The organism is Pseudomonas sp. TNT2022 ID1044 (genome assembly GCF_028656895.1).
Classification (GTDB): domain Bacteria; phylum Pseudomonadota; class Gammaproteobacteria; order Pseudomonadales; family Pseudomonadaceae; genus Aquipseudomonas; species Aquipseudomonas reinekei.
On sequence record NZ_JAMDHB010000007.1, the window covers coordinates 64,236 to 87,211 of the forward strand.

Sequence of the window (22,976 nt, forward strand, 5' to 3'; positions counted from 1 at the left end):
GTCCGGCGGACGGATGATGGGGACCGTCAGACCAACGCAAGGCTGAAAAAGCGTCTCGGGCTTCCTTGCCCGAGTCGTATGGCGGGGTGAATCAGAACTTCGCTTCAGCATCCAGTTGCAGGGTGTTGATGTCGGAGTCTTTGAGCGTGGCGTTGGTGTAGTCGGAGTTAGCCATGAAGTACGTCGCGCCGAGGTTGAAGTTCTTGTCCAGCTCGTAGCTCACTTTCAACTTGCTGCCACGCGAACCGGTGAAGCCGTTGGCGAAGTCGGAGTCGGTGAAAGCGCCAACCACGGAGTTACGCTGTACGTCGCGGTAGTTGTAGTCGATGGCAAAACCGTAGACCTTGGTCTTCACACCGGCCAGCCAGGCAGTATCCTGATCGTTGCTGGCGTCGTCGTTGTTGACGTACTGACCGTACAACGAGAGCGGCATTGGCAAGCCGCCGATATCGAGCTGACCAAAACCTTCGAACAGTTTGAACTGCTCGTTCGGGCTGTTGCCGTTGACGGCCAGTGCGGCCGGGATCGTGGTGCCGCCCGCGGTGATGTCGTCGTCGTTGTCGTAGCCGTAGACGCTGCCACCCAGGGTCAGTTTCAGGTTGTCGGTGATGCCGAAGCGCGCACCCAACTGGCCTGCGTACAGGCGCAGGTCGTGTTTGAATTGCACGCCGTCGCCGTCGACGTTGTCCTTGAGGGTGTAGTGACCGGCGCTACCGAACAGCTCGGTGCTGCCGCTCAGCGGGTACTTGTACGAGACCGACAGACCTTCAGGGCTGATATCGCCATCCCAGATCACGTCACCCATGCTCACCCATTGCTGTGGCATCTTGCCGCCAACGATGTGCAGGTTCTTGATGGCGTCAGGGTGGTAGTCGACGTAACCCTGGTCCAGCCAGATCTGCTTCTTGTCGAAGTAGTTGTCCAGGCTCTGGTTGGTGGAACGCGCGTCATCGTTGTTGCCGGTAGCGATGCGGATACCGGTGTCGACTTGCGGGTTGATTTGGGTGTAGGCACCCAGACGGGCACGAATACGCTGGCGGTCCTGGTCTTTGTTGTTCGAAACGCCGTCGTTGTGCACGTTTTCCTGACGGAAGCGCACGTCACCCTTGAATTGGGTCTTGGCAGCCCACGCCAGTTTCTGATCGAAAGAGCTCAGTTCGTTGGTTTTCTTCGCGGTGGCTGCGATCTGCTCGTTGGTCTCTTGCTGAGCCTGACGGGCGATTTGCTGTTCTTTCTGATCCCGGGCCAGTTCGGCTTGCAGTTCGCTGTACTGCGCGTTGGTAATCGAGCCGTTTGCCTTGAGCATGTCGAGCAGTTTGGCGTCGACTGCGGCACTGGCTGGAACACTCATGGCCAGCAACAGACCGCCACACAGGGCTGCCGCAGTTTTCGTGGAAGCAAGACGCATATCAATCTCCGAAGATGAGAGTGGATGGCTGAGCCATCCAGGGCACAACCGACCATTGATGGACGGAAAACAGTGGCCGGGTTAGAACCCGACGCTCTAAAAACAGGCGCCAGTATCGCGATGGTTTATTACAGGGCAGTGGCAATGTGATGTCATGTCGATGACGATACAAAGTCTTTGCGAACTATTGATTTAGAACGTTGTCGTCGAATTGATCGTGTGCAACGGAGGGCGATAGGCGATACTCGCGAAGCTTTCACGCCATCAATGAGTGAGATGTGTAATGCCGTTGCAACGCCTGGAAAGTCTGTCCGACATCGCCGCGCAAAGATGGGATGCGTTGGTGCCCGAGACACAGCCATTTCTATGCCACGCGTTCCTGAGTGCGCTGGAAGACAGCGGCAGCGTCGGGCCCCATTCCGGCTGGCAACCCGAGCATTTGCTGCACATCGAAGGTGATCGTCTGATCGCTGCCTTGCCCAGTTATCGCAAGTGGCATTCCTACGGCGAGTACGTGTTCGATCACGCCTGGGCGGACGCCTGCGAACGTGCCGGAATCGATTACTACCCCAAGCTTTTGACCGCCGTACCCTTCAGCCCGGTGAGTGGGCCGCGCTTGCTGGCCGCCCGCGTCGAGGACGGTTTCGAGCTACTGAAAAGCCTGCCGGGCTATCTTGAGATCGAACAGTTGTCCAGCGCTCACATCAACTTCACGGACCCTTTCACCGACGCCGCACTGGCCGGGCAGCCAGGCTGGCTGCAACGGGTCGGGTGCCAGTACCACTGGCAAAACCGCGGCTACCGGGACTTTCAGGATTTTCTTGATGCACTGAGCTCACGCAAGCGCAAACAGATGCGCAAGGAGCGGGAACAGGTGGCGGGGCAGGGGTTCGATTTCGAGTGGCTCGAAGGCCGGGAATTGACCGAGTCGTTGTGGGATTTCGTCTACGCCTGCTATGCCAATACCTACGCGGTGCGTCGGCAAAGGCCCTATCTGACACGAGCGTTTTTCAGTTTGTTGGCTGAGCGCATGCCGCAGTCCATACGCGTGGTGTTGGCCAGACAAGGCTCACGGCCGGTGGCGATGGCCTTCAGTCTGGTTGGGGGCGACAGTTTTTACGGGCGTTACTGGGGATGTCTGGCGGAGTTCGATCGCCTGCACTTCGAGACCTGTTTTTATCAAGGCATGGATTATGCGATTGCCCATGGCTTCCAGCGGTTCGATGCCGGCGCGCAGGGTGAGCACAAGTTGATTCGCGGGTTCGAGCCCGTCATCACGCACTCCTGGCATTACTTGCGTCATCCGGGATTGAAAGCGGCCGTGAAGGACTTTTTGCAGCAAGAGCGGATTGGGGTATTGGCCTACGCGGACGAGGCGAGGACGGCCTTGCCTTACCGGCAAGGCTGATCCTCGCGGTGCCCGGTCAGGTTTCTTCCTTGCCCAACCAGCGATAAAGCACACCACCGACGATTGCGCCGAGTAGCGGTGCCACCCAGAACATCCACAATTGCTGAATCGCCCAACCGCCGACGATCAGCGCCGGTCCGGTGCTGCGTGCCGGGTTGACCGAGGTATTGGTGACCGGGATCGAAATCAGGTGGATCAGGGTCAGGGCCAGGCCGATGGCGATCGGCGCAAGCCCCGCGGGCGCCCGTTTGTCGGTGGCGCCGAGGATGATCAGGATGAACATGGCGGTCATCACCAGCTCACAGACAAACCCCGCCGCCATCGAATAGCCGCCAGGGGAATGTTCGCCGAAGCCGTTGGACGCCAGGCCTCCCGCCAGCTCGAAACCGGGTTTGCCGCTGGCAATGAAGTACAGCAGGGCGGCTGCAATCACGCCGCCAATGACCTGCGCAATGATGTAGGCCGGCAGTTCCCTGGACGGGAAACGTCCGCCAACCACCAACCCCAATGACACCGCCGGGTTGAGGTGACAACCGGATATATGGCCAATGGCGAATGCCATGGTCAGTACCGTCAAGCCAAACGCCAGGGATACCCCCAGCAAACCGATACCGACATCCGGGAACGCAGCGGCCAGCACTGCACTGCCGCAACCACCCAACACCAGCCAGAAAGTACCTACCAACTCAGTCGCCGAACGTTTTAACAGAGACATAGGAGTGTGCCCTTTCGAGATTATGCAGCCTTGAGCATCCAGCCGATGGACTGCAGAACCATCTCCAGAACGTTGAAGTAAGTACAGCATGGTTTTTTCAGAATTCCAGCAGACATAAAAACCGCCAGCCTGCGTCGTTAACGGAGCCTGGCGGTTTTTTGGGTTTTTCAGGCATCACTCGACATCTGAAGCGAGCCTGCTCGCGATGACAGACGTATCTGTCGTCTGACTCACCGCTATCGCGAGCAAGGATCGGGTTTTGTTCAGGAGATCAATCAATCCCGACAAACCCACCCGTCTGATGCTGCCACAACCGCGCATACAACCCGCCCAACGCCAGCAATTCAGCATGGCTACCGGTTTCGGCGATCTTGCCGTTCTCCAGCACCACCAACCGGTCCATACGGGCAATGGTCGAGAGCCGGTGGGCGATGGCGATGACGGTTTTGCCCTGCATCAGGGTTTCGAGGCTCTCCTGGATGGCGGCTTCGACCTCCGAGTCCAGTGCCGATGTGGCTTCGTCCATGATCAGGATCGGCGCGTCCTTGAGCAAGACGCGAGCAATGGCGATCCGCTGACGCTGACCACCGGAGAGTTTCACCCCGCGCTCACCCACGTGGGCATCGAAACCGAGGCGGCCTTCAGCGTCCGACAGCGCCGGGATAAACCCGTCGGCCCGGGCCTTGTGTACCGCTTCCCAGAGTTCGGTATCGGTGGCGTCAGGTTTACCGTAAAGCAGATTGTCGCGGATCGAGCGGTGCAGCAGCGACGTGTCCTGGGTGATCATGCCGATCCGTTCGCGCAGGCTTTCCTGGCTGACATCGGCGATGTTCTGGCCGTCGATGAGAATCTTCCCGCCTTCGACGTCATAGAGACGCAACAGCAGATTGACCAGTGTTGATTTGCCGGCACCGGACGGTCCGATCAGGCCGATTTTCTCGCCGGGTTTGATCGTCAGGTTGAGCCCGCCGATGATCCCGCTCCGCTTGCCGTAGTGGAAGTCCACGTTCTCGAAACGCACTTCGCCCCTGGCCACGGCCAAGGGTTTGGCCTGGTCGCGGTCGGTGACGCTGACCGGTTGCGAGATACTCTGCAAACCGTCCTGGACCATGCCGATGTTTTCGAAAATACCGGTGACCACCCACATGATCCAGCCGGACATGTTGACGATACGGATCACCAGCCCGGTGGCCAGGGCGATGGCACCCACGCTGATCAACGACTGCGTCCACAGCCATAACGCGAGGCCGGTGGTACCAACGATCAACAGGCCGTTCATGCTGGTGATGACCACGTCCATGCTGGTGACCACACGGCCGGCCAACTGGGCTTTTTCGGTTTGTTCCTTGATCGCCTCGCGAGCGTATTGCTGTTCGAAGTTGGTGTGGGCAAACAGCTTCAGCGTGGTGATGTTCGTGTAGCCATCGACGATTCGCCCCATAAGCTTGGAGCGCGCATCGGAAGACACGACCGAGCGTTCCTTGACCCGTGGCACGAAGTAGTAAAGGGCGCTGATAAAGGCGACGATCCAGGTCAGCAACGGGATCATCAGGCGCCAGTCGGCTTCGGCGAACAGCACCAGTGAACTGATGGCGTAGATCAACACGTGCCAAAGCGCGTCCACCGCTTGCACGGCGGAGTCGCGCAGGGAGTTGCCGGTCTGCATGATGCGTTGGGCGATGCGCCCGGCAAAGTCGTTCTGGAAGAAATTCAGGCTCTGCTTGAGCACGTAACTGTGGTTTTGCCAGCGGATCAGGCTGGTCATGCTGGGGCTCAGCGTCTGGTGCACCAGCAAGTCATGCAGGCCGACGAACACCGGTCGCAGGATCAGCGCTACCACCACCATCCAGGTCAGTTCCAGACCGTGTTCCTTGAAGAAGTCAGCGTTGGGTGTGCCCTGGGCCAGATCGATGATGCGGCTCAGGTAACTGAACAGCGCCACTTCGATCAATGCGCCGAACAGGCCGACGATCAGCAGAGCGGCAAAACTCGGCCAGACCTGTTTGAGGTAATAGGTATAGAAGGGCAGAACGCGGTCCGGGGGGGCGGCTGTCGGAGGGTCGCGGAAGATGTCGATCAGTTTTTCAAAACGGCGATAAAGCATCGGTTATTTACCCGCGAACGGGCTCTCCTTCAACGGTTTTAGCGTTGCCGGCAGCACCGGCAACGGCTCGGACATCCTTGTCCAGCCTGGTTTCAGTCGATGCGTTTGGCCGACTTGATGAACACCGGGTCAGCCGGTACGTCTTTCATGCCGCTGCGAACGGTGGTTGGCGAATTGACAATGATGTCGACCACGTCCATGCCTTTGACCACTTTGCCGAACACTGCGTAGCCGTCACCCTGATCGAGGAAATCATTGTCCTTGACGTTGATGAAGAACTGGCTGGTGGCCGAATCCGGCACGGAGGTGCGGGCCATGGACAAGGTGCCACGAACGTTGACCAGGCCGTTGTTGTGCTCGTTCTTGATCGGCGCCTTGGTTTCTTTTTGCTGCATTTGTTGGGTAAACCCGCCGCCCTGGACCATGAAGCCCGGAATCACACGGTGGAAAATCGTGTTGTTGTAGAAGCCGCTGTCGACGTACTCAAGAAAGTTCTTGGTACTGATCGGGGCCTTGACCGGGTCCAGTTCGATTTCGATCTGGCCGTTGGTGGTTTCCAGCAAAACATGCGGCGCCTTGGCAGGCGTTGCGGCCATCAGGTTGGCGGCAAACAGAACGGAACCAGCGGCGAGGGCGATTTTTTTCAACATGGGTCAGTGATCCTGATGGGTGGTGTCGACTGCGGTGAGAAATTCGAGCAGCGTTTGATTGAAGCGTTCGGGTTGGTCCAGCGGGGTGGCGTGACGCGAATCGGCGATCACTGCCAGCCGCGCATCGGGCAGCAGTTTTACATAGTTTTCTTTCAGCGCGACCGGAGTGTAGTCGTGGTCGGCGGTGACGATGAGGGTTGGACAGGACACCTTCGACAGTCGTTCCTGTACACCCCAACCGACTATGGCATCGAAGCTGGCGAGATAAGCATGTTTGTCGTTTTTTGCCCAGCGTTCGGCCATTTTTTGTCGCAAATCTGCCTGCTCGGGTTTGGGGAACAGCTTGCCGCCCAGGGCTTTGCCGATGGTGCGCAGGCTGAGTACGCGCATCAGGCTCCAGCGCTTGAACCACTGCCAGTAATCATCGCGGCTACGCAGCTTGACCTCGGGCGCGCTATTGACGATGCACAGGCTTTTCAGCAGTTGTGGCTGATCGACACCGAGTTGAAAACCGATCATGCCACCCATCGATAGTCCCACATAATGTGTCGGGCCCAGGTTCAGATGCTCCATCAGCGCGACCAGGTCGGCACTGAAGCCGGCGATGCTGTAGCGCTCACGGGGTTTGTCGGAGCGCCCGTGGCCGCGCACATCCGGGACGATCACCCGGTAGCGGGCAGCCAGTGCGGGGATTTGTTTTTCCCAGTCCAGGGTGCTTGATCCCAGCCCGTGGACCAGCAGCAACGGCGTGCCGTGGCCGTATTCCTCATAGTGCAGGTTGCAACCTTCGTGTTCGAAATAGGCCATGCATACACTCCGTGTCAGGCTTGTTCAGGGGCGGCGAACGGTGCGTCCAGTGGTGCGGTGTCGAAGGTGCGCAGTAATTCGACAAGAATCTGCGTCGCGGGCCCGAGCGGTTTGTCCTTGTTCGAATACAGGTAAAAACTCGGGTTACGGCTGCCGCCCTGATCCAAAGGTAGCAGCTTGAGCGTGCCTTCCTTGAGTTCCCGTTCGATCATGTGCCGTGGCAACCAGGCGAACCCCAGACCGCTGCCGACGAACGTCGCTGCGGTGGCCAGGCTGCCGACGGTCCAGCGCTGTTCGGCGCCAAGCCAGCCGACGTCCCGTGGTTGCTGGCGACCGGAGTCGCGGATGACCACTTGCATGTGGCTTTCCAGATCCTGGAAATTCAGTTCGCGGTTGAGGCGATGCAGGGAATGTTCGGGGTGGGCGACCGCGACGAATTCGACCTCGCTCAATTCCGCCCCGAGGTAACCCGGAATGCTGAACCCGGTGATGGCCAGGTCGGCCACGCCTTCGAGCAGCACTTCCTCAACCCCCGACAATACTTCTTCGCGCAAGCGCACCCGGCAACCGCGGCTTTGCGGCATGAACGCGGTCAAGGCGCGGACGAGGCGGGCGCTCGGGTAGGCGGCGTCGACCACCAGGCGCACTTCAGCTTCCCAGCCTTGCTCCATGTGATGGGCCAGGTCTTCCAGTTGACTGGCCTGTTTCACCAGTTGCCGAGAGCGGCGCAGCAGCACGCCACCAGCTTCGGTCAGCACGGCTTTGCGCCCGTCGATGCGCAGCAAGGGCACGCCGAGCTGGTCCTGCATCCGCGCTACGGTGTAGCTGACAGACGATTGCGAGCGATGCAGCGCTTCGGCGGCCTGGGCGAAACCGCCGTGGTCGACCACGGCCTGAAGTGTTCGCCATTGATCAAGGGTCACGCGGGGCGCTTTCATGATGAGCTCCTCTTGTCCTAAGCTGGGCAGTTCTTATTGGAGACTGCTGAATGAAAAAAATGTGTTGTGTGCTGCTGGCGCTGCTGCCACTGACGGCGATGGCGTACCCGATCGATGTGAAAAAAGACCTCAACGGCCTGAAGATCGATTACGAAACCTTCGACACCGATAGCGATATCGGCTCCATTCGGGTGGCCAACTATGGCGACGTCGATGCGAGCTGCAAGGCGGTGTTCAGCAATGGCCCGGAAGCACCACGAACCCGCAAGATCGATGTACCGGCCGGCAAACACAAAAGCGCCACCGCCAAGTTCAACCGCAACATCATCAAGCTGCGTATCCAGTTGATTTGCACCCCGAAATAAAACAAACGGAGCAAACCTGACGGGCATGCTCCGCTTATAAACGAATTTATTGATGGGTTATAGCAATTATTTGCGCTTTTTCATCGATATGACTCTGTTTAACCTTCAGTCCATCGACTTACAGCATTCTCAGATGGAGCCTACATCCCATGTCCCGCGTTCTGATCATTGAAAGCAGTGCCCGTCAGCAAGACTCGGTTTCCCGTCAACTGACCCAGACCTTCATCAGCCAATGGAAAGCCGCTCACCCGAACGACCAGATCACCGTTCGTGACCTGGCCGTCAACCCGGTGCCGCATCTGGACATCAACCTGCTGGGTGGCTGGATGAAACCTGCCGAACAACGCAGTGACATCGAACAGGTTTCGCTGGAGCGCTCCAACCAGCTGACTGATGAACTGCTCGCCGCCGATGTGCTGGTCATGGCTGCACCGATGTACAACTTTGCCATTCCAAGCACCCTCAAAGCGTGGCTCGACCATGTGCTGCGTGCCGGTGTGACCTTCAAATACACCGAAACCGGCCCCCAAGGACTGCTCAGCGGCAAGCGCGCCTACGTCCTGACAGCCCGCGGCGGGATCTATGCCGGCAGCACGGCGGATCACCAGGAACCGTACCTGCGTCAGGTCATGGGTTTCATCGGGATTCACGACGTGACGTTCATTCACGCCGAAGGCATGAACCTGGGGGGCGACTTCCAGGAGAAAGGCCTGAACCAGGCCAATGCCAGACTTTCGCAAGTGGCCTGACCCGTTAATCGCCAGATAATCGCTGGATGGTCTAGTGACCTGGCGCACCCCTTCAAGCCTGTACGCGCATCGAACCTCCCTTTGCACTTATTGCTCCTGAGTGCAGTAGCCCGATTGAACGCTTTAGCGAGATCGGGCTTTTTTTTGCCTGCGATTTGGTGGGTGCACTCCTGCAGCGATCCGTGTGTCTCGCGATCACCGGCAAAACCCGTTATCGTCGCCGCCATTCAAAACGAGGCGAGCATGGGCTATCTACTTTTTGTCACGCTGATCCAGGCGTTTTCCTTCAGTTTGATCGGCGAATACCTGGCCGGACATGTCGACAGTTACTTCGCGGTGCTGGTACGCGTGGTGCTGGCGGGGCTGGTGTTCATTCCGCTGACGCGCTGGCGCTCGGTCGAGCCGGCGTTCATGCGCGGCATGTTGCTGATCGGCGCGCTGCAGTTCGGGGTGACCTACGTCTGCCTGTACCTGAGCTTTCGCGTGTTGACGGTACCGGAAGTGCTGCTATTCACCATCCTCACGCCGTTGCACGTGACCCTGATCGAAGATGCGCTGAACCGTCGCTTCAATCCGTGGGCGTTGGTCGCCGCACTGGTGGCGGTGGCAGGCGCGGCGGTGATTCGCTACGACCGGATCAATCCGGATTTCTTCATGGGTTTCCTGCTGCTGCAATTGGCCAACTTCACCTATGCCGCCGGGCAGGTGCTCTATAAGCATCTGGTCGCGCGACACCCCAGTGATTTGCCGCATTACCGACGCTTCGGTTACTTCTACCTCGGGGCCCTGGCCGTGGCATTGCCAGCATTTCTGCTGTTCGGCAAACAGAACTTCTGGCCAGAGGCACCGCTGCAATGGGGCGTGCTGTTGTTCCTCGGCCTTGTTTCGACCGCATTGGGGCTGTACTGGTGGAACAAAGGTGCTTGCCTGGTCAATGGCGGGACGCTGGCGGTGATGAACAACCTGCATGTGCCGGTGGGGTTACTGATCAACCTGCTGATCTGGAATCAGCATGAGGAGCTGGGAAGGTTGCTGCTCGGTGGCAGCGTGATTCTGATGGCGGTGTGGATCAGCCGATTGGGTATCCGCAAGCCATTGGCCGTCTACTAAACCCTGCAGGAGCGAGCTCGCTCCTGCAGGAAATTGGGTGATTTCAAAAAATCACTTTGGCGCCAGTTGTTCCAGTAGAAATTCAATAAATGCCCGGGTCTTTTGCGGCACCCGCCGCGCCGACGAATACACCGCATTGATGGTGATCGCCGGAGCCTGCCATTCGCACAGCACCGGGACCAGTCGCCCGGCTGCCAGCGCATCCTCAACGATGAAGTCGGGCAGCAAGGCGATGCCCATACCGGCTTCGGCGGCCTGGGCGAGCAGGTCGCCGTTGTTGGCGTGCAGGGGACCGGTGACGTTCACCCGCTGGGTTTCCTTGCCATTGCACAGTTGCAGGCTGACACCGCTCTGCAGATACCCGTAGTTCAGACATTGATGGGCGCGCAGCTCTTGCGGAGTGCGCGGCGTGCCCGCGCGCTCGAGATAAGCCGGGGACGCCACCATGATGCGCGGTGCGGGCGCCAGTTGCCGGGCGATCATCGTCGAGTCGGGCATGCTGGCGATGCGGATGGTCACGTCGAACCCGCCCCGCACGGGATCGACCTGCTGGTCGCTGAGCACCAGTTGCAGCTCAATATTCGGGTGCTGTTCATGAAACAGTGGAATCAACGGCCCCAACCGCCGAAGACCAAACGACATCGGCGCATTGACCCGCAACACACCGCGTAACTCGCCGATGCCGTCACGGGCGCGTTGCTCGGCTTCGTCGAGTGCCGCCAACACTTCACGTGCTGCGTCGAAATACTCGGCCCCGGCCTCGGTCAGGTGCAGGCTGCGGGTGGTGCGCTGCAGCAATTGCACACCGATGGCTTCTTCCAGTGCCTGAATCTGTTTACTGACTTTCGAGCGCGGCACATCCATGGCCCGGGCGGCTGCGGCGAAACCGTTCTCGCCCACCGTGACGACGAAGGCGCGCATGCATTCGATGCGGTCCATATTGTCCCTTTTTTAGAATCAATGATTCTCGATTTTAGGTAATTGTCCCTTTTATGCCTAGCCCCTAAAGTGACATCCAGGCCGACAACAACGCCGCTGAAGGCAAGGTCGACTCGGCCCACACCCATTCGAAGTATCGACATCAAAAGGAACGCGCCATGTCTATTCGTGAACTGCTCAACCCAACCAACTCCGCCCTGATCCTGATCGACCACCAGCCGCAAATGGCGTTCGGCGTTCAGTCCATCGACCGCCAGACGCTGAAGAACAACACCGTGGGCCTGGCCAAGGCGGCGAAGATCTTTAATGTGCCGACGATCTACACCTCGGTCGAAACCGAAAGCTTCAGCGGTTACATCTGGCCCGAGTTGCTGGCTGTGCACCCGGATCAACAGCCGATCGAGCGCACTTCGATGAACTCCTGGGAAGACAAGGCATTGGTCGACGCGGTGAAGGCCACCGGCCGCAAGAAGCTGATTATTGCCGCGCTGTGGACCGAGGTCTGCCTGACGTTCCCGGCACTGGAAGCTTTGGCTGAAGGCTATGAGGTGTACATCGTCACCGACGCCTCCGGCGGCACCACCAAGGAAGCGCACGACATGTCGGTGCAGCGAATGATTCAGGCCGGCGCGGTGCCGGTGACCTGGCAGCAAGTGTTGCTCGAATACCAGCGTGACTGGGCGCACAAGGACACTTACGAGGCGGTGATGGAACTGGTGCTGGAGCACAGCGGCGCGTATGGCATGGGCGTGGATTACGCCTACACCATGGTGCACAAGGCGCCGCAGCGGCAGGTGAAGTAACCCGCAATATCAGAAACGATGAAAATCCCTGTGGGAGCGAGCTTGCTCGCGATAGCCGACCATCAGACGACAATTTGTTGCCTGACACTCCCTCATCGCGAGCAAGCTCGCTCCCGCAATTTTTTGGCGGTTACATCAGACGTTTTTCGGGTTCTGGGATGTGGCTCGCACCAAGCACCGCCGGCAATAGCCCCGCACGCAAATCGGTACCACTCGGCTGCTGGTACAAGCTCAAGCCAAACTCCGGCAACACCGCCAGCAAGTAATCGAAAATATCCCCCTGAATCCGCTCGTAATCGGCCCACGCCGTGGTGCGGGTGAAGCAATAGATCTCCAATGGAATGCCCTGCGCGGAGGTTTGCATCTGCCGGACCATGCAGGTCATGTTCGGCTGGATCTCCGCGTGGCTTTTCAGGTAAGCCAGTGCATAGGCGCGGAACGTGCCGATGTTGGTCATGCGCCGACGGTTGGCCGACATGGCGGCGACGTTACCCTGGGCTTCGTTCCATGCCTTGAGTTCGGCTTGTTTGCGGGACATGTAGTCGGTCAGCAGATGAACCTGCGTCAGTTTCTGTTCTTCTTCATCGCGTAAAAAACGCACGCCGCTGGCGTCGATGAACAGACTGCGCTTGATCCGGCGGCCACCGGCGGCCTGCATGCCGCGCCAGTTCTTGAACGACTCGGACATCAGGCGCCAGGTCGGGATCGAGACGATGGTCTTATCAAAATTTTGCACCTTGACCGTATGCAACGTGATGTCCACCACATCGCCATCGGCGCCGACCTGGGGCATTTCGATCCAGTCGCCGACCCGCAGCATGTCGTTGCTGGTCAATTGCACACTGGCGACGAACGACAGCAGGGTGTCCTTGTAGACCAACAGAATCACTGCCGACATGGCGCCCAGACCCGACAGCAGCAACAGCGGCGAGCGGTCGATCAGCGTGGCGACGATGATGATCGCGCCAAACACGTACAAAACCATTTTCGTCAGTTGCACATAGCCCTTGATCGAGCGCGTGCGGGCATGTTCGGTACGGGCATAGATGTCCAGCAGCGCATTGAGCAGGGCGGTGACGGACAGCAGCAGGAACAGGAAGGTGAAGGCCAGTGCTACATTGCCGAGAAAATTCTGGGTGTTTTTACTCAGGTCCGGCACCAGGTTGAGACCGAACTGAATCACCAGTGAAGGCGTTATCTGCGCCAGGCGATGGAACACCTTGTTCTGGAGAAAATCGTTGATCCAGTGCAAGGCTGGTTGGCGACTGAGCATCTTGGCCGCGTGCAGAATCAGGTAGCGCGCCACCCGTCCGAGGAACAGGGCAATCGCCAGCAATAACAGCAGCGACAGGCTGGAATGCACCAGCGGGTGTTGATCGAGGGCGCCCCAAAGGTCCAGGAGGTTGATCCAGAGCTGTTTGATATCCATGGTCAAAAACGATTCTTCTGTTAGACGCGAAAGGCGATTAGAGCATTTAAGACGCTTTGTACTACGTTCGGGGACAAATCAGGCAACAAAAAAGCCACTGTTTACGGTCGATTGCATAAAGAAACTCGGCCTGAGCGCTCGAAACCGGTACCCTATGCAGCTGTTTTTTTGCATTTCTTCGAGGTAGCACCCGTGTTTTCCGAATTCGCCTTGCACGAACGCCTGCTCAAAGCCGTGGCCGAGCTTAAATTTGTCGAGCCAACGCCTGTGCAAGCAGCGGCCATTCCGCTGGCGCTCCAAGGGCGTGACCTGCGGGTGACAGCGCAAACCGGTAGCGGCAAGACCGCTGCATTCGTTTTGCCGATCCTCAATCGCCTGATCGGCCCGGCCAAGATCCGCGTCAGCATCAAGACCCTGATCCTGCTGCCGACCCGTGAACTGGCCCAGCAAACCCTGAAAGAAGTTGAACGCTTCTCGCAGTTCACCTTCATCAAGTCCGGCCTGATCACCGGCGGTGAAGATTTCAAGGTCCAGGCTGCCATGCTGCGCAAGGTGCCGGACATCCTGATCGGCACGCCGGGCCGGATGATCGAGCAACTGAACGCTGGCAACCTCGACTTGAAAGAAGTTGAGGTGCTGGTACTCGACGAAGCCGACCGTATGCTCGACATGGGCTTCGCCGACGACGTGCAGCGTCTGGTCGACGAGTGCACCAACCGTCAGCAGACCATGCTGTTCTCCGCCACCACCGGAGGTTCCGGCCTGCGCGAGATGATCGCCAAGGTCCTGAACAACCCTGAGCACTTGCAGCTCAACGCGGTCAGCCAGCTGAACGAAACCACCCGTCAGCAAATCATCACCGCTGACCACAACCAGCACAAAGAACAAATCGTTAACTGGCTGTTGGCCAACGAGACCTACCAGAAGGCCATCGTGTTCACCAACACCCGGGCCATGGCCGACCGCATCTACGGTCGTCTGGTGGCGCAAGAATACAAAGCGTTCGTGCTGCACGGCGAGAAAGACCAGAAGGATCGTAAACTGGCGATCGATCGCCTGAAGCAGGGCGGGGTGAAAATCCTCGTGGCCACCGACGTCGCCGCTCGCGGTCTGGACGTGGACGGGCTGGACCTGGTGATCAACTTCGACATGCCGCGCAGCGGCGACGAATACGTACACCGCATCGGTCGTACCGGTCGCGCCGGCAACGATGGCCTGGCCATCTCGCTGATCTGCCACGGCGACTGGAACCTGATGTCGAGCATCGAGCGCTACCTCAAGCAGAGCTTCGAGCGTCGCACCATCAAGGAAGTCAAAGGCACCTACGGCGGACCGAAAAAGGTCAAGGCTTCGGGCAAGGCCGTCGGCGTGAAGAAGAAAAAGACCGACGCCAAGGGCGACAAGAAAAAAGCCGCCGCCAAGACCCCGACCAAGCGCAAGAGCGCCAATCGGCCGAAAAGCGATTCACTGGTGAGCAAGGACGGCATGGCACCGCTCAAGCGTCGCAAGCCGGAAGCGCCGGCGGCTGAATAAGTCGTTTTAACCCGCTCATGAAAAACCCGGACATTCTCCGGGTTTTTTTAGATCAAAAGATCATGTCTTAACTCTCGGCTTTTTTCTGCGCCGATCCCAACTCCTTCAGACGCTGATCAATCAACTGGCACTTGTCCGGCAGATCTTTGGAAGCGGTCCCTAGATCCATCTTCTGCAACTCATCGTTGATCTCCTTTGCCTTGGCCGGATTCTGTTCGGTGAGTTTGGTGACTTCCTTGGCCAATTGTTCGCGTTTGGCCGTAGCCTCTTCGGGTGTACAGGCCCAGGCGGGCAGGGCGCAAGCGAGGGTGGCAGCGAGGGTGAGTTTGATCAGGGTTTTCATAGGTCAGGCCTCAGTTCCGGTTAAGGCGGGTTAACCGGTTGAGGCCTGAAAGATGAAAAAAGTTCAGGCGCATTTTCAGCCGCTGTGGCAGCAACTTGCCGGGGCAGTGTCGCCATACTTGTCGTGATGTTTCACCCACTCCATGATCTCCTCTTCGTTGCGCCCCTTGGGCGTCAAATCAAGGTAGTTGTAGGCACCTACCAACATGTCCAGGCCTCGGGCATAGGTTGAGTAGGTGTGAAAAATTTCGCCAGCATCGTTGCGATAAAACACGCTGAGGCCTGGGAGTTCTTCCTCGGAGCCGTCAGTTTTTTCGTAGTTGTAAGTCGCCTTTCCGGCGGCGACGTCTTCGGCTCTGGCCGAGACGCCAAAGTCGTAGTTGAAGTCGCAGCCTTCTGACGAAACCCAATCAAACTTCCAGCCCATGCGTCGCTTGAACGCCTGAAATTCGGCGAACGGTGCGTGGGACACCGCCACCACGGCCACGTCATGGTGGGCCAGGTGCAGGTTGGCGCCGTCGATGTGGTCGGACAGGAATGAGCAGCCAGGGCAACCTTCGTCCCAGCCGTCGGCAAACATGAAGTGGTAAATGACTAACTGGCTGTGGTCGCCAAACAGGTCAACGAGCTTCAGTTCGCCATTGGGGCCCTGAAAGTGGTAGTCCTTGTCGATTTTCACCCAAGGCAACGCGCGGCGTTCGGCGCTGAGTTTGTCTCGTTCGCGCGTGAAGGCTTTTTCGTGGGCCAGGTGCTGTTTGCGAGCGGCGAGCCATTCTTCCCGGGACACGACGGGATGATTCTGGACGTTCATGGTGATTTCTCCTGCGTGGGGCTTGGAGGTGGCTTACACAGCCTAGTCGTTCGGCTGGCCGGGAATTCGACATGCCGCCGGTCGGTCGCCGCGAAAAAATCGTGTGAACGGCCGTCGGGCTTACCGGTCACAACCTATGAAGGCCCCAACTCTCGGGCACCGGAGGTTGCAGGATGACGACTTACAACTGGGATTTGATTGAACGCCTGTTGCACGAAGTGCAGCGCGGTGAAGCCAGCTTTACCCCACGGCCCTATGCCGAGCAGTACGCGGCGGAAAAAGCGGCGGAAGGAGAGCAGACGGAGAACCTGGACCATCTGAAAGCGGTGGCGGGGGAGTACGAAAAGTTACTGCTGGAGCGGGGCTACATCGAGTCTCGGCCGCAAGAGCAGGGCGGCACCGGTTCCAATTACATCCTGACGCCCCGAGGCTCAAGTTTATTGAGCCTGATCGACAGCAGCATTCCAGGCAATGACCATCCGCGGCAGGTGCTGGACGAGCAAGAAGATGCGCTGGATGAGCTGACGTTCGACGAAGTGGCTTCAAAGGCGCAGATCGCCTGAACAAAAGATCGCAGCCTGCGCCAGCAACTGCAGCGTCACTCGCCCCCTGTACGTGTTGCCGCAGGCTGACATCTTTTGATCTTTATCCCCGCTACGCCGCTTTCAGGCATTTCAGATTGCTGAAATCCTTCTTCACCCCTTCAATCTTTGCCTGCAAACGCTGACGTTGCTCCGGTGTGCTTTCTGCCATCAGGTCAACGAACAGTGAACGCGCCTGGGCCTCGGTTTTGGCAAAGGCCTGACGATATTCCTGTGTCCATAAACGCTCTCGATCGACCAGAAGCGTCTCGATTCGCTGTGGGAATTCCGGACTCTGGCGTTGGGCCACCGCTGCGCTGAACTGCTTCTGCCAGTGAACGCGGTTGGCGATCCATTGCGTATTCTGGTCGCCCAAGGCTTTTGACCAGGCCGCTACCCGCTGACGTTGGGTCGGACTAAGCGGGCCGAGCCAGTCATTCAGGCGCTTTTCCATGCGGTCGCCACGTTCCTTGATCTGCTGATCGAGAGATGGTTTGAGGTATTGCTGATCACGCTTGCGCTGGTCCTTGGCGAACGCTTCGTTCATTTCCGCGACCTGTTGGTCATCCAGACCTTGCAGTAATTCCACGGCTGACGGAGTGATTTCCCGCGCCGTTTCGGCGATTGCCTGCCTGGCTTCGGTTGCACGGGCCTGCAGCGAGGCATCGGTGACCTGATGGCTGGCGACCATGCTTTGCAAACGGTCGAGCCAATCGAGATAGCCGGGCATTTGCGTGGTGCAGTGCCAGCTCAAGTGTTCCTTGAGACGTTCGTTGAACCAGCTTTTTTGCTCGCCGTTCATGTCTAGGTAGTCGCCGAGCGTCCAGGGAATGATCACGTCGAGATTGCGATAGGCCAGGCCCATGCGGCTGCACGCGCCGAGGGTGAGGCTGAACAAGAGCACAAAAGTGATGTATTTCAACCAGCGAGACATGGGCGAATCCTTGCGAAAGCCTGGCTTCGGGATCTGATTCTCATGTGAACGCAAGATGAGGCCGGCAGTTCAGCCAATCAATAGAAGCTGCGTTCGGCGCTGAGGGTGACGAGTCCGTCACATTGGCTGTTGTGCCCTGAATAGGCCGAACAATAGCTGCCGCTGAGGCTGGAGTCGCTGTAGATCAGATTAAGGTCGATGCCCATGAAAGGCCGGGACAGTTTCACCGACCAATCAGTGAAACTGCCTACGTAGCCACCGTCCACCGCCACCGGCGCATTCAACTGGTGGGTGGTGTACTTCATGCTGATTCCGATGCCGAAAGGCTGATTGCCGCTGAGGTCGGCGAACAGGGTGCTGTTCTGTTTATCCGGGTCGTTGCTCAAGGCAATGCCGAAACGACTGCCCAGCAAGGTCAAACCACCAAACAGTTCCTGGCTGTCGAGGGTATCCACTTCGGGGTAGCTGTAGTGAATGATCCCCACCTCGTAGCCCAAGGTTTGATCGAAAGGTTGTTTAAAACCTGCGTAGGAATCGATTTCGAGATTTTTCCCCGGGGTGATTCCCATGCTGGGTGACCACTGGCCGAAGTAGAAACCGCTGTCATGCGCCAGGTCCAGGCCAGCATGGAATGAACCGGCGGCGGAGGGTTTGACCAGGCCCTGGGCCATGCTGCGACTGGGGCTGGTGCCGAGCTTCAGGTCGAAATCCCCCAGCTCGCGCTGGAACACTTGTCCATGGGCGAAGGGGCAAGCCAATAGGCCGCCGAGCAGTAATGATAAACAGGAGGATTTGAGCATGCGTCACTCCATGAACAGCGAGTGCGGGCGGTTTGGCCTGCTGGAACGCTTGATCTAGACGCGTGCAAGCATACCGACGAATGACAGCCATCGAGGGCCGTTCGTCGAATTTTGAGATATTGGAGGTGTACGGGGAGGGGCAGCAGGGTTCCAGTCCAGGCGCTTCGAAGCTCAAAGCGCCCAGGGACCAGGTGACGCGTGGTTTTTACTTCTTGCCCAGCGTGATCTGCTTGGACGGGCCGAACGTCTGGCCGCTGACGCCTTTGGCAATTTGCTGGATTTCACCGCCGGATTTGAGGAATGCAGCGATCTGGCTGTTGATCGATTCGCTGGTTTCGACGGCTGGAGCTGGCTTTGCTTTGCTGTTGGATGCTTTTACGCGCATGGCGGCCATTAACCTGTAGAAAATTAACTTGGCCAGGCATCGTACAGGAAATACCCGCAATTTGCTTGGCAAATATCCTGTGCGGGATTCGGCGCAGGAGCAAAATAAATAGCCGGTTATTGTTAGTATATTTCCCGTAAGTCGCTGTTTTAAATAAAAACAGGTCTCTGAAAAAGCGCTTTATGCACTGCGCGGGCAGGCGCGAAAGTCGTCGGTTCGGTCAGACGAGCGGCCAGTTGTCAGCGCAAAACCCGGAAAAATTAAGGCCTGCGCAGGTTTTTATCCTGCCGCCAGACCAGCCACCGAACGTGGCCCGCAAAAACGGGTAGAATGCCGCCACGTAATGAGGGTATTGGACATGGCTTTAGTCGGGCGTTACAACAGTTTGCAAGTGGTTAAACACACTAACTTCGGTTTATATCTGGACGGTGGCGCGGACGGCGAGATTCTTTTGCCGAACCGTTATATTCCAAAAGATATTCCAAGCGAAGATGAAGACTGGCTCAACGTATTTGTATATTTGGACAGCGATGACAAACTCATCGCAACTACTGAAAAGCCGAAAGTTCAAGTCGGTGAATTTGCCAGTTTGAAAGTTGTGGAAGTCAACAGCATCGGTGTGTTCCTGGATTGGGGCCTGCCGAAGGATCTGTTGCTGCCGTATTCGGAAGAGAAACGCCAGATGACGGCTGGTGAATACGTCGTGGTGCATGTCTACCTCGACAAACACACCCGCCGTATAACCGCGACGGCGCGTCTGGACCGCTACCTGGACAAGACCCCGGCCAATTACACGCCGGGTCAGGAAGTTGACCTGCTGGTTGCCGAAGCCACCGATATGGGCTTCAAGGCAATCATCAACAACAAGCACTGGGGCCTGATCCACAAGAACGAAATATTCAAGTTCATGCGCGCCGGTAAAGAAGAGAAGGGCTTCATCAAGGAAGTTCGCACCGACGGCAAGATCAGCCTGAGCCTGCAACCGGTCGGCCAGGAAGCGGCCACCAGCCTGAACTCGAAGATCCTCGCCAAGTTGCGCGAAAACAACGGCACTCTGCCAGTCAGCGACAAGAGCGACCCGACTGTCATCAGCAGCCTGTTCGGGGTCAGTAAAGGTAACTTCAAGAAAGCCATCGGTGCGTTGTACAAGAATGGCCAGATTGTCATCCATCCCGATCGCATTGAACTGAGCTGATTTTGCAGTACAGCCAGCACACCTGAGTGCTGGCGCCGCTCCCACGAATTTGCTCAGCACCAGCCGGGACAATGTGGGAGCGAGCCTGCTCAATTGATTGTGCAGCAGTCACTCATCCTCCATGTATACAAAAACTGTGCACCGTTTATAAGCGCGGATGCCCTGTGGGTGGGCACAAATATCCCTCAATGCTCCCGGTTTGACCCTCGCTAAACCACCCGAAAGCCCCGATCCGTCACACCTTTCCTGCATATGGCACGCATTCTGCGTAGCGGCTCGTATACAAACCATGCCGACTCCCGTACGCAGTGTGCTTGTCACATCGACTCGGGGGCGCTTTCGAGGAGCTCCGCGATGACCGAGCAAATGCCCAACGGCTACAGCCCGCGCTTGTACAACCAGGACTTGGGACCGCTGCCGCAGAAATGGAATTGGTACAACATCTTTGCGTTCTGGATGAGCGACGTGCACAGCGTTGGCGGCTATGTGTTTGCGGCCAGCCTGTTTGCGCTGGGGCTGGCCAGTTGGCAGGTGTTGATCGCGTTGCTCGGCGGTATCTGTATCGTTCAGTTGATCGCCAATCTGGTGGCCCGACCCAGCCAGCAAGCGGCAGTGCCCTATCCGGTGATCTGTCGATTGGCTTTCGGCGTGTTCGGGGCGAATATTCCGGCGGTTATTCGCGGGTTGATTGCCGTGGCCTGGTACGGCATTCAGACGTACCTGGCGTCCAGTGCGCTGATTATCGTGGTGTTGCGCTTCTTCCCTTCGATGGCTGCCTACACCGAACCGCACTTCGCCGGTTTGTCCTACCTCGGCTGGTTCGGATTCCTCAGCCTTTGGTTTGTTCAGGCGCTGGTGTTCTGGGCCGGGATGGAGTCGATCCGTCGCTTCATCGACTGGGCCGGGCCGGTGGTGTACGGGGTCATGTTCATGCTGGCGGGGTGGATTGTCTGGCAGGCCGGGTGGAGCAACATCAGTTTCACCCTCGCGGAAAAATCCCTGTCGGGTTGGGAAGCCTTCGGACAAGTGATCGTGGCCATGGCCTTGGTGGTGTCGTACTTCTCAGGTCCGACCCTGAACTTCGGTGATTTCAGTCGTTACTGCCGGAGTATGAATGACGTGCGTCGCGGCAACTTCTGGGGCCTGCCGGTAAATTTTCTCGCGTTCTCCCTGGTGACCGTGGTGATAGTTTCCGGGACCTTGCCGGTGTTCGGTGAGATGCTTCACGACCCGATCGCCACCGTGGCGCGCATCGACAACAGTGTGGCCGTGTTGCTCGGCGCATTTGCCTTTGTCACTGCGACCATCGGCATCAACATCGTTGCCAACTTCGTTTCCCCGGCTTTCGATTTCGCCAACGTCGCCCCGAGCAAAATCAGCTGGCGCGCAGGCGGCATGATCGCGGCAGTGGCGTCGATCTTCATTACGCCATGGAACCTGTTCAACAACCCGGAAGTGATTCACTACACCCTCGATGTACTGGCGGCGTTCATCGGCCCGTTGTTCGGCATCCTGTTGGTGGATTACTACCTGATCAAAAAACAACAGATTGACGTCGATGCGCTGTTCAACGACGGCCCGAGTGGGCGCTATTACTACAGCGGCGGAGTCAACTGGACGGCGGTCAAGGCACTGGTTCCGGCCACGCTGATGGGGGTGGCGATTACCTTCACCCCGGTTCTGCAACCGATGGCCAATTTTGCCTGGTTCACCGGTTGTTTCCTCGGTGGCGTGCTGTTTTTCATTCTGGCCAGACGTGAACAAGCTCAGCAGCCCGTTGCGCTGGCCACGGCGGGATGACGCAACCCGCTACATAAAGGTCTGTGACAGGCGGCAATTTCTGGCCATCTGGTTAATAATCGACAGCATGAAAATTCGCCCCGACACCGCTTGGTCAACAAGCAGGCCGGGGTTTTGCTTTTACTGTCGAGCCACTGCCATGTTCTGTATTGACGAGGTTTCAAGGTGAGCGCCAGCCGGCGCAGCGCCGATCGATTTGCCCTGCAAGTGATGGTGGGGTTGTGCCTGGTCTGGGGTGTCCAGCAGGTGATGATCAAGTGGGCAGCGCCCGACATCGCGCCGGTCATGCAGGCGGCGGCACGGTCGGGCATTTCTGCATTGCTCGTAGGATTGTTGATCTGCTGGAAGGGCGGCTGGGATCAGGTCGGCGCTACGTGGCGAGGCGGGCTGTTGGCCGGTGCCTTGTTTGGCGTGGAGTTTTTCTTTATCTCCGAAGGCCTGCAACTGACCACGGCGGCGCACATGTCAGTGTTTCTCTATACCGCGCCGATTTTCACCGCGCTGGGCGTGCATTGGTTGCTGCCCAGTGAACGATTGAGACCGCTGCAATGGCTGGGGATTATCCTGGCGTTCATCGGGATCGGCATCGCGTTTGCCGGTGGGGTTTCCTGGGACAACCTTGACCGCCGCATGCTGCTCGGCGATGCACTGGGCGTGCTGGCGGGGGCGGCTTGGGGCGCGACGACCGTGGTGGTGCGCGCTTCGCGTTTGTCGGAGGCGCCGGTGACGCTGACATTGTTCTATCAGTTGATTGTCGGCTTCGTCGGCCTGGTATTGATCGCGCTGCTCAGCGGCCAGATCAGCCATGTCAGCCTGACCACCGTGGCGGTGGCCAGCGTGCTGTTTCAAGGCGTGGTGGTGTCGTTCTTCAGCTATCTGATCTGGTTCTGGCTGTTGCGCCGGTATCTGGCGGCAAACCTGGCGGTGTTTTCGTTCATGACGCCGCTGTTCGGTGTCACGTTCGGCGTGTTGCTGTTGGGTGAAGAACTGAGCCTGAACTTTATGATCGGCGCGGTGCTGGTGTTGCTGGGCATCACCTTTGTCAGCGCAGAGCAGTGGGTTCGCCGCCGGTTGCGCAAAGTACTGGGGCAAAGCTGAACAGGGCAGGTCGACGACCGTCAAGCCGGGAGTGATTGACTTTCTTTATCAAAGAACAATAGTGGGTGACTT

23 protein-coding genes are annotated in these 22,976 nt (G+C 58.1%); 10 read left to right on the forward strand and 13 right to left on the reverse strand.

The annotated features are described in order from the left end of the window. Positions 1 to 91: 91 nt before the first annotated feature. Complete coding sequence (locus M5G20_RS10635; RefSeq protein WP_273919100.1) at positions 92 to 1,408, reverse strand: putative porin; 1,317 nt, start codon at positions 1,406 to 1,408, stop codon at positions 92 to 94. 283 nt (positions 1,409 to 1,691) lie between these two features. Here M5G20_RS10635 and M5G20_RS10640 point away from each other — a divergent pair, with 283 nt between their 5' ends. Continuing rightward, positions 1,692 to 2,816, forward strand: a complete 1,125-nt coding sequence (locus M5G20_RS10640; RefSeq protein ID WP_273919101.1) for a GNAT family N-acetyltransferase — start codon at positions 1,692 to 1,694, stop codon at positions 2,814 to 2,816. 16 nt (positions 2,817 to 2,832) lie between these two features. Here M5G20_RS10640 and aqpZ read toward each other — a convergent pair whose 3' ends face one another. From aqpZ to M5G20_RS10665, 5 genes are all read right to left on the reverse strand, one after another. Further along, the gene (gene aqpZ, locus M5G20_RS10645) at positions 2,833 to 3,531 is read right to left on the reverse strand and encodes an aquaporin Z (protein ID WP_273919102.1); all 699 of its coding nucleotides are present in this window, start codon (positions 3,529 to 3,531) and stop codon (positions 2,833 to 2,835) included. 271 nt (positions 3,532 to 3,802) lie between these two features. Then, on the reverse strand, positions 3,803 to 5,635 hold the full coding sequence (locus tag M5G20_RS10650) for an ABC transporter ATP-binding protein (protein ID WP_273919103.1): 1,833 nt from the start codon (positions 5,633 to 5,635) through the stop codon (positions 3,803 to 3,805). Between the two features lie 92 nt (positions 5,636 to 5,727). Further along, positions 5,728 to 6,285, reverse strand: a complete 558-nt coding sequence (locus M5G20_RS10655) for a peptidylprolyl isomerase (protein WP_150734969.1) — start codon at positions 6,283 to 6,285, stop codon at positions 5,728 to 5,730. A gap of 3 nt (positions 6,286 to 6,288) precedes the next feature. Beyond that, positions 6,289 to 7,092, reverse strand: coding sequence for an alpha/beta fold hydrolase (locus M5G20_RS10660; RefSeq protein WP_273919104.1), 804 nt, complete (start codon positions 7,090 to 7,092; stop codon positions 6,289 to 6,291). Positions 7,093 to 7,106: 14 nt separating this feature from the next. After that, the gene (locus M5G20_RS10665; protein ID WP_150734967.1) at positions 7,107 to 8,030 is read right to left on the reverse strand and encodes a LysR family transcriptional regulator; all 924 of its coding nucleotides are present in this window, start codon (positions 8,028 to 8,030) and stop codon (positions 7,107 to 7,109) included. A gap of 50 nt (positions 8,031 to 8,080) precedes the next feature. Between M5G20_RS10665 and M5G20_RS10670 the strand changes: the two genes are divergently transcribed. The 3 genes from M5G20_RS10670 to M5G20_RS10680 all read left to right on the forward strand — a co-directional run bounded on the left by M5G20_RS10670 (position 8,081) and on the right by M5G20_RS10680 (position 10,254). Then, positions 8,081 to 8,395 carry a 3-phosphoglycerate kinase gene (locus M5G20_RS10670; RefSeq protein WP_273919105.1) on the forward strand — a complete coding sequence of 105 codons (315 nt, stop codon included), beginning with the start codon at positions 8,081 to 8,083 and terminating at the stop codon, positions 8,393 to 8,395. Between the two features lie 149 nt (positions 8,396 to 8,544). Next, positions 8,545 to 9,144, forward strand: coding sequence for an FMN-dependent NADH-azoreductase (locus tag M5G20_RS10675; protein WP_075948805.1), 600 nt, complete (start codon positions 8,545 to 8,547; stop codon positions 9,142 to 9,144). 243 nt (positions 9,145 to 9,387) lie between these two features. Then, complete coding sequence (locus M5G20_RS10680; RefSeq protein ID WP_273919106.1) at positions 9,388 to 10,254, forward strand: carboxylate/amino acid/amine transporter; 867 nt, start codon at positions 9,388 to 9,390, stop codon at positions 10,252 to 10,254. Positions 10,255 to 10,305: 51 nt separating this feature from the next. Here M5G20_RS10680 and M5G20_RS10685 read toward each other — a convergent pair whose 3' ends face one another. Next, positions 10,306 to 11,193, reverse strand: a complete 888-nt coding sequence (locus M5G20_RS10685) for a LysR family transcriptional regulator (protein WP_273919107.1) — start codon at positions 11,191 to 11,193, stop codon at positions 10,306 to 10,308. 158 nt (positions 11,194 to 11,351) lie between these two features. Between M5G20_RS10685 and M5G20_RS10690 the strand changes: the two genes are divergently transcribed. Continuing rightward, entirely contained in the window at positions 11,352 to 11,996 is a 645-nt protein-coding gene (locus M5G20_RS10690) for a hydrolase (protein WP_150734964.1), read from the forward strand. Positions 11,997 to 12,126: 130 nt separating this feature from the next. Here the strand turns inward: M5G20_RS10690 and M5G20_RS10695 are convergent, their stop codons facing one another. Further along, positions 12,127 to 13,425: a mechanosensitive ion channel family protein gene (locus M5G20_RS10695; protein WP_273919108.1), complete on the reverse strand. Its 1,299-nt coding sequence runs from the start codon at positions 13,423 to 13,425 to the stop codon at positions 12,127 to 12,129. Positions 13,426 to 13,617: 192 nt separating this feature from the next. Here M5G20_RS10695 and M5G20_RS10700 point away from each other — a divergent pair, with 192 nt between their 5' ends. Next, entirely contained in the window at positions 13,618 to 14,958 is a 1,341-nt protein-coding gene (locus M5G20_RS10700; protein ID WP_273919109.1) for a DEAD/DEAH box helicase, read from the forward strand. A gap of 67 nt (positions 14,959 to 15,025) precedes the next feature. Here M5G20_RS10700 and M5G20_RS10705 read toward each other — a convergent pair whose 3' ends face one another. Next, positions 15,026 to 15,301 carry a hypothetical protein gene (locus tag M5G20_RS10705; protein ID WP_273919110.1) on the reverse strand — a complete coding sequence of 92 codons (276 nt, stop codon included), beginning with the start codon at positions 15,299 to 15,301 and terminating at the stop codon, positions 15,026 to 15,028. 75 nt (positions 15,302 to 15,376) lie between these two features. After that, positions 15,377 to 16,111, reverse strand: a complete 735-nt coding sequence (locus M5G20_RS10710; protein ID WP_273919111.1) for a DUF899 domain-containing protein — start codon at positions 16,109 to 16,111, stop codon at positions 15,377 to 15,379. A gap of 173 nt (positions 16,112 to 16,284) precedes the next feature. Between M5G20_RS10710 and M5G20_RS10715 the strand changes: the two genes are divergently transcribed. Beyond that, on the forward strand, positions 16,285 to 16,674 hold the full coding sequence (locus M5G20_RS10715; protein WP_273919112.1) for a transcriptional regulator: 390 nt from the start codon (positions 16,285 to 16,287) through the stop codon (positions 16,672 to 16,674). Positions 16,675 to 16,765: 91 nt separating this feature from the next. Here M5G20_RS10715 and M5G20_RS10720 read toward each other — a convergent pair whose 3' ends face one another. The 3 genes from M5G20_RS10720 to M5G20_RS10730 all read right to left on the reverse strand — a co-directional run bounded on the left by M5G20_RS10720 (position 16,766) and on the right by M5G20_RS10730 (position 18,820). After that, a complete protein-coding gene (locus M5G20_RS10720) occupies positions 16,766 to 17,626 on the reverse strand; it encodes a DUF6279 family lipoprotein (RefSeq protein WP_273919113.1) in 861 nt (286 codons plus the stop codon). Between the two features lie 77 nt (positions 17,627 to 17,703). Beyond that, positions 17,704 to 18,426, reverse strand: coding sequence for a TorF family putative porin (locus M5G20_RS10725; RefSeq protein ID WP_273919114.1), 723 nt, complete (start codon positions 18,424 to 18,426; stop codon positions 17,704 to 17,706). A gap of 205 nt (positions 18,427 to 18,631) precedes the next feature. Further along, the gene (locus M5G20_RS10730; protein WP_172668627.1) at positions 18,632 to 18,820 is read right to left on the reverse strand and encodes a hypothetical protein; all 189 of its coding nucleotides are present in this window, start codon (positions 18,818 to 18,820) and stop codon (positions 18,632 to 18,634) included. Positions 18,821 to 19,169: 349 nt separating this feature from the next. On the opposite strand from M5G20_RS10730, the gene M5G20_RS10735 reads away from it, so the two are divergent. The 3 genes from M5G20_RS10735 (at position 19,170) to M5G20_RS10745 (ending at position 22,904) form a co-directional block, all read left to right on the forward strand. After that, the gene (locus tag M5G20_RS10735) at positions 19,170 to 20,006 is read left to right on the forward strand and encodes a CvfB family protein (RefSeq protein WP_273919115.1); all 837 of its coding nucleotides are present in this window, start codon (positions 19,170 to 19,172) and stop codon (positions 20,004 to 20,006) included. 354 nt (positions 20,007 to 20,360) lie between these two features. Further along, positions 20,361 to 21,806, forward strand: coding sequence for an NCS1 family nucleobase:cation symporter-1 (locus M5G20_RS10740; protein WP_273919116.1), 1,446 nt, complete (start codon positions 20,361 to 20,363; stop codon positions 21,804 to 21,806). Between the two features lie 165 nt (positions 21,807 to 21,971). Then, positions 21,972 to 22,904 (forward strand): DMT family transporter, encoded by a 933-nt coding sequence (locus M5G20_RS10745; protein ID WP_273919117.1) that lies wholly within the window; start codon positions 21,972 to 21,974, stop codon positions 22,902 to 22,904. Positions 22,905 to 22,976 lie beyond the last annotated feature (72 nt).